The sequence below is a fragment of the Blautia sp. DFI.1.216 genome (assembly GCF_020594215.1).
In the GTDB taxonomy this organism is placed as follows: Bacteria; Bacillota; Clostridia; order Lachnospirales; family Lachnospiraceae; genus Blautia_A; species Blautia_A wexlerae.
Window position 1 is genome coordinate 1 of record NZ_JAJDML010000098.1, and the last position, 5,164, is coordinate 5,164.

General features: G+C 36.8%; 6 protein-coding genes. 2 read left to right on the top strand and 4 right to left on the bottom strand.

Going from position 1 to position 5,164, the window contains the following annotated elements; translation table 11 throughout:
* The coding region (locus tag LJE11_RS18505) for a hypothetical protein (RefSeq protein WP_227296369.1) at positions 1–691 on the top strand (691 nt) is incomplete at its 5' end.
* A 469-nt stretch (positions 692–1,160) separates the two neighbouring features.
* Here the strand turns inward: LJE11_RS18505 and LJE11_RS18510 are convergent.
* A complete protein-coding gene (locus LJE11_RS18510) occupies positions 1,161–1,340 on the bottom strand; it encodes a hypothetical protein (protein WP_008707763.1) in 180 nt (59 codons plus the stop codon).
* Between the two features lie 297 nt (positions 1,341–1,637).
* Between LJE11_RS18510 and LJE11_RS18515 the strand changes: the two genes are divergently transcribed.
* Entirely contained in the window at positions 1,638–3,251 is a 1,614-nt protein-coding gene (locus tag LJE11_RS18515) for an AAA family ATPase (RefSeq protein WP_020993316.1), read from the top strand.
* A gap of 212 nt (positions 3,252–3,463) precedes the next feature.
* Here LJE11_RS18515 and LJE11_RS18520 read toward each other — a convergent pair whose 3' ends face one another.
* Genes LJE11_RS18520 through LJE11_RS18530 form a run of 3 tightly spaced genes read right to left on the bottom strand, consistent with a single transcriptional unit; the run spans position 3,464 to position 5,006 of the window.
* Positions 3,464–3,685: a hypothetical protein gene (locus LJE11_RS18520; RefSeq protein ID WP_008707759.1), complete on the bottom strand. Its 222-nt coding sequence runs from the start codon at positions 3,683–3,685 to the stop codon at positions 3,464–3,466.
* A 50-nt stretch (positions 3,686–3,735) separates the two neighbouring features.
* The gene (locus LJE11_RS18525; protein WP_008707757.1) at positions 3,736–4,695 is read right to left on the bottom strand and encodes a HipA domain-containing protein; all 960 of its coding nucleotides are present in this window, start codon (positions 4,693–4,695) and stop codon (positions 3,736–3,738) included.
* Positions 4,692–5,006: a HipA N-terminal domain-containing protein gene (locus tag LJE11_RS18530; RefSeq protein ID WP_020993314.1), complete on the bottom strand. Its 315-nt coding sequence runs from the start codon at positions 5,004–5,006 to the stop codon at positions 4,692–4,694. Before LJE11_RS18530 ends, LJE11_RS18525 begins: the two co-directional genes overlap by 4 nt.
* Positions 5,007–5,164 lie beyond the last annotated feature (158 nt).

Consider the following 5,164-nt stretch of genomic DNA (forward strand, 5'->3'; position numbering starts at 1 on the left):
TACATCTGTAAATACCAGCAAACTTACAGCACCAGAAGGCTATGAATTGGTATTAGCTGGTGATCTTGCAATCAATGATGGTTATGTATACGCTGCTGTTCGTAAAGCAGTTACAACAAAAGGAATTACTGTTGTATATCAGGATAGAAAAGGAAATGTCATCAAGACAGCTCCTATGACTGTTGATAAAGATGCTACTTATATTAACACTGGCAAATTAACAGCACCAGATGGATATACAATTGGCATCGTTGGTGACATTAAAATTTCCCAAAATAACAAAGTTTATATTACTGTAGACCAGAATAAAAAATCTGTAACTGTTATTTTTAAAGAATCTGGTAAAGTTGTCAGCAGTAAGAAACTTTCTGTAGTAGCTACTGCCAAATATGTTAATATGAGCAGAATCACAGCACCAGACAGATATCAGATTGTAACAACTGGTTCCAAATTAAAAATTTCCAAAAATAATACAGTAACTGTTGAGGTTAAAAAATTAGGAAAAACAATTAAAGTTATTTATAGATTAGCAAAAACAAACAAAATTGTTGCTACTGGAGAAATCGTTGTCGATAAAAAAGCTACATCTATTAAAGCCAGTGAAGTTCCGGTACCAGCAGGATACAAAATGGTAACAACAGGTTCCTGCTCTGTCAAAACTAAAAAAATCGAAATCTATGTAAAGAAATAATTTATTAAGAGTCACACATATCGATAACTTTCAGGTATTGTTAATAAACAATTTATTTACATACTCACAGATTCCTAAAAAGAAAGGGTCTGTGAAATAAGTCCCTAAAAGAAATAGAACCATTCGTTCATGCGAATGGTTCTATTTTTGTGGTAAAATTAACTTGCGATGAAAACTTTATACAATAATTATTGTAATTCAAAACAAGGATATTTACTGTTGCTGATTTCTCAGTTTGTCACTAATCAGATTTGCTCCCATGTCACAGATCTGCTAAGTTTTGTGTCATTGGCATTTTGCCCTGGAGGGGTCTGACCATCGAAAACAGCGAAAAAATGTTTTATTAAAACAAAGATATTCTTTGTCTAAAACTTAATCTGGCAAGTATAAGTGTTGCTGATTTCTCAGTTTGTCACTAATTAGATTTACCAGCTCCATTAACTCCACCCAGAACGATATATTTTTTCTTTTAAAATAAATTCCTCGCAATTACTTGTTTTTGCCTTTTTTGAAGTAAAAAATCACCTACCATCTGATAAAATTCCCTCTGCTCTTCTGAATCAGCTTCTAATGTAAGTTGCAATGTATCTTCAGGTTCCAGACACTTTATTTCTTCATATATTTTTTCATATTTTTTTACATCACACATATTAATCCCACCTATATTTAAATATTATGTATCTAATTTCCAAATAAAAAAGGCTAAATTTTTCATAAAGCCAATTTTCTTTAAAAAGAGAAACAACTGCAATCAAAATATTTTTTCTCTTTTTTGATTGATCAAGATGTTTGATAGCAGACACTGCAATTTTTCTATCTTGCTGATTTTCCGGGATGTCATTGTCCATCTTATTGTAATAATCTTTCCGCCTCTTCCATCTGGCAAGTCTTTCATAAGAATGCTATAATATCTCTAAAGCAAAAAATCTGAAAGGCGGTAACTGATATGGCAATGTTTTTAAATACTCCTCTTCCGTACAAAAGATATAAGAAGATTTCAGAAACAACATATTTTGTAGATAAATCCCTTATTCTGAATGACATATTTGGATGCATGGAAGAAGAAACACAGTATATCTGCATTACAAGACCGCGCAGATTCGGAAAAACGATCATGGCAAATATGCTGGGAGCCTTCTTTGGAAGGGTCTGGGATGCTTCGCAGATATTTGATCATTTAAAAATTGCAGATTCACCTGAATACCATCAGTATTTAAATCAGTATGATATCATTTATATCGATTTCAGCAGACTTCCGGAAAACTGCACATCTTACAGACAATATATTGACCGTATCATTACAGGTTTGAAGAACGATCTGGCGGAAGCATATCCGGAATATCAGACAGACTCCATATATGCGCTCTGGGACATACTTTCCCAAATTTCAGAGCAGACAGACCGACAGTTTGTTTTCATCATGGATGAATGGGATGCCGTATTTCATCTTCCATTTATTACTGAAAAGGAAAAAGCAGAGTATATACTTTTTCTCAAAACTCTGCTGAAAGATCAGGACTATACAGCACTGGCATATATTACCGGTATCCTGCCGATTTCCAAATATTCCAGTGGCTCTGAACTGAACATGTTTATGGAATTTAAAATGACTTCAATGGAAGCTTTCAGCGAATATTTTGGCTTTACAGACGAAGAGGTAGATGTTCTATATGAAAAGTACACACATTTATGCAAAAAACTTCAGGTACCACGCAACGGTCTGCAGAACTGGTATGATGGATATTTCACTGCTTCAGGAAAACGCCTGTATAATCCAAGATCCGTAGTGATGGCACTGCGTTTTAACCAGTTATCCAATTACTGGACCAGTTCCGGACCTTATGATGAGATTTTTTACTATATCCGCAATGACATTGACCATATAAAAAATGACCTGGCATTGATGATTACCGGAGAAGGCGTTGATGCCAAAATAGATGAATTTGCTGCATCGGCAATGGAATTAAAAAGCCGGGATCAGATCTATTCAGCTATGGTTGTATATGGGCTGCTTACTTATTCTGGCGGAAAAGTTTTTATTCCTAACAGAGAATTGATGTTCAAATATGAAGAACTTCTGCAGAATGAGGAAAGTCTTGGATATGTATACCAGCTGGCTAAGATTTCAGACCAGATGCTCAAGGCTACTTTATCCCGTGACACGCAGAAAATGTCCGAGATCCTGCAGTATGCACATAATACAGAATCCCCGATTCTCTCATATAATAATGAAGTAGAACTCTCTGCTATTGTCAATCTGGTATATCTTTCTGCAAGAAATAAGTATCGTATTGAACGTGAAGATAAAGCAGGAAAAGGATTTGTTGATTTTATTTTTTACCCATGGAATCTTACGGACACCTGTATTATCCTCGAATTAAAAGTAGACCACTCTCCCGAAGATGCCCTGCTACAGATCAGAGAAAAAGATTATCTGCTGCGTTTTCAGGGAAAATCAGGAGAAACCCGCAAATATACGGGCGAAGTCCTGGGTGTCGGAATCAGCTATGATAAAGAAACCAAGGAACATTTCTGTAAAGTTGAAGTATTGTCAAAATAATGATCCTGCTCGATCAAGCGGCTGATGATCATCATATAAGGGGCTGTCCTGAAAACGTAGTTCAGCGACAGCCTATAAATAAGCACTTTAAGTAAGCTCGCCTTTTGGCGGGCTTATTTCCTTCGTGCGCCGCCAGGAGCACAAAAGAAGGCTCCGATCACTGAGGCCGAAGTCTTTTTTGACTAAGGCGTAGTTAACTGGAGCCATTCTTTTTAGAATCTACTAATATTTTTTACATAACCAGAGGCTTCTTCCTGTGATAAGGAAAATTCTTCCATAATATTTCTGATTATATCCTCCTCACTAATGCTGAATTTTTTGCAGATTCCTATCGTTGCACGGATTCCCTCAAGTCGTCCCTCAAGCCGTCCCTCACGCTGACCCTCAAGCACCCCTTCGCGTCTTAATTCTTCCAACGCATTACACATATTCATCGGTCCTCCTTCCTGTTCTGATCTTAAAGCATGGTCAATAAGCTGTTTATCTAACTCAAAATATCAAGCCTTTTTGAAATAAGTTCCTCCATTTGCTCTTTTTGCTCTGCTGACAGGCAAGATTCTTCTATCTGTGTAAAAAGTTTTGCCTTTAATGAGCATACTTTTTTCATCATACGTTCCGCAGAATTTAATGGAATCCCACAGGATTCTGCCAGTATCCGAAATTCTTTCTTATGAATATTACGTTTTTTGCCATTTATTGTGAGTGCCAGCTGTTCTTTATCTTCTGGCATGATCACATTAACAGGAAGCATATCGTATGCTTTTGATAATTGGAAATTTCTGCTACCAGGCTCCGTTTCCTTTAGCGAAAAGTTTTTCAAATGCATATCTGAATTTCCCATAACGAAAGATCCAACAACACGCAGAAACAGCTCTGACAGGTCTAATCCCGGTGTTGCAGAACATTTTTTTATGATTCTTCCGCATTGTTCATAAGAACCTTTATATTTATCCTGTGTCAGCCTGTAAGACAGCTGGCAGAAATCTTCCATGGCATATAGTTTGGTCTCTTTTTCTGATATTTCCCGGTCTATCCTTTTAGTAATATACGCGTATTCATCATTCATTTTTATAAGAGCATGGGGAACCGTCTGGATTCCCATAATTTCTGCGAGACGCATTGCCAGATCCTCAAATTCCGGCATATTATCAAATTCTTCCGTCTGCGGCTTCAGGATATATCCTGTCGGATAGTCCACAATTGTAAGTCTTGCATTAAGATCTGTTGATAAATGCAGGGAAAGCTTTTTCTGAACTCCCGGCACAGTAAGTCCCTCATTTACTGTTTCAGTTGCCAGGATTTCCAGTTGCTCTTTCGTAATATCCAAGATTGGTAATTCATCTGTCTGAAAAAATCTCTTTACACACTTTTTATGCCAGCACCATTCTTTTTCCACATTCGTTGCACTATTTGTTATTGGCTTTCCACAACACAAGCATTTCATACCTTTTCTCTCCTGATACAAACATCGCCAATGCAGTCTCTGCAGGCAGATAACAGTAATCCAAACCGGTCTTTCTGGTTGATTTTCCAGTTTCGGCTGACCACCCCCAGAAGCCATCCTTCTGGAATCAGTCCGTCAAAAAAAGGAAACAATATAGTTGTTTCATAAGGCTCCTGACGTAATGGAAGTGTCAGGCTTACTGCCACTGCATCTTCTCTGTCCAGATAATCCTGGTCATAAGTAAAAATATACCCTTCTTCAGTTTCTGCAATAATTCCGGAAAAATGATTTTGAATAACTGCGCGTCGCATTCTCGTTACTTCCAGTGAGCTTGAATGAAAAAGTAAATTCTACATTCTAACATACCTTGATTTTATGCGGGATTAAATTCTATTTTCGGAGATACACAACTTAATTTTTTTAGTATATAATGCTTTTATACGGCATAAACAGCATAGTTTTTTGCATG

Excerpts from the sequence above, each read along its gene's own strand:
- LJE11_RS18510 (WP_008707763.1), bottom strand. The coding sequence starts at position 1,340 with ATGTGTGATGTAAAAAAATATGAAAAAATATATGAAGAAATAAAGTGT.
- LJE11_RS18525 (WP_008707757.1), bottom strand. The coding sequence starts at position 4,695 with ATGAAATGCTTGTGTTGTGGAAAGCCAATAACAAATAGTGCAACGAAT.
- LJE11_RS18520 (WP_008707759.1), bottom strand. The coding sequence starts at position 3,685 with ATGAATATGTGTAATGCGTTGGAAGAATTAAGACGCGAAGGGGTGCTT.
- LJE11_RS18515 (WP_020993316.1), top strand. The coding sequence starts at position 1,638 with ATGGCAATGTTTTTAAATACTCCTCTTCCGTACAAAAGATATAAGAAG.
- LJE11_RS18530 (WP_020993314.1), bottom strand. The coding sequence starts at position 5,006 with ATGCGACGCGCAGTTATTCAAAATCATTTTTCCGGAATTATTGCAGAA.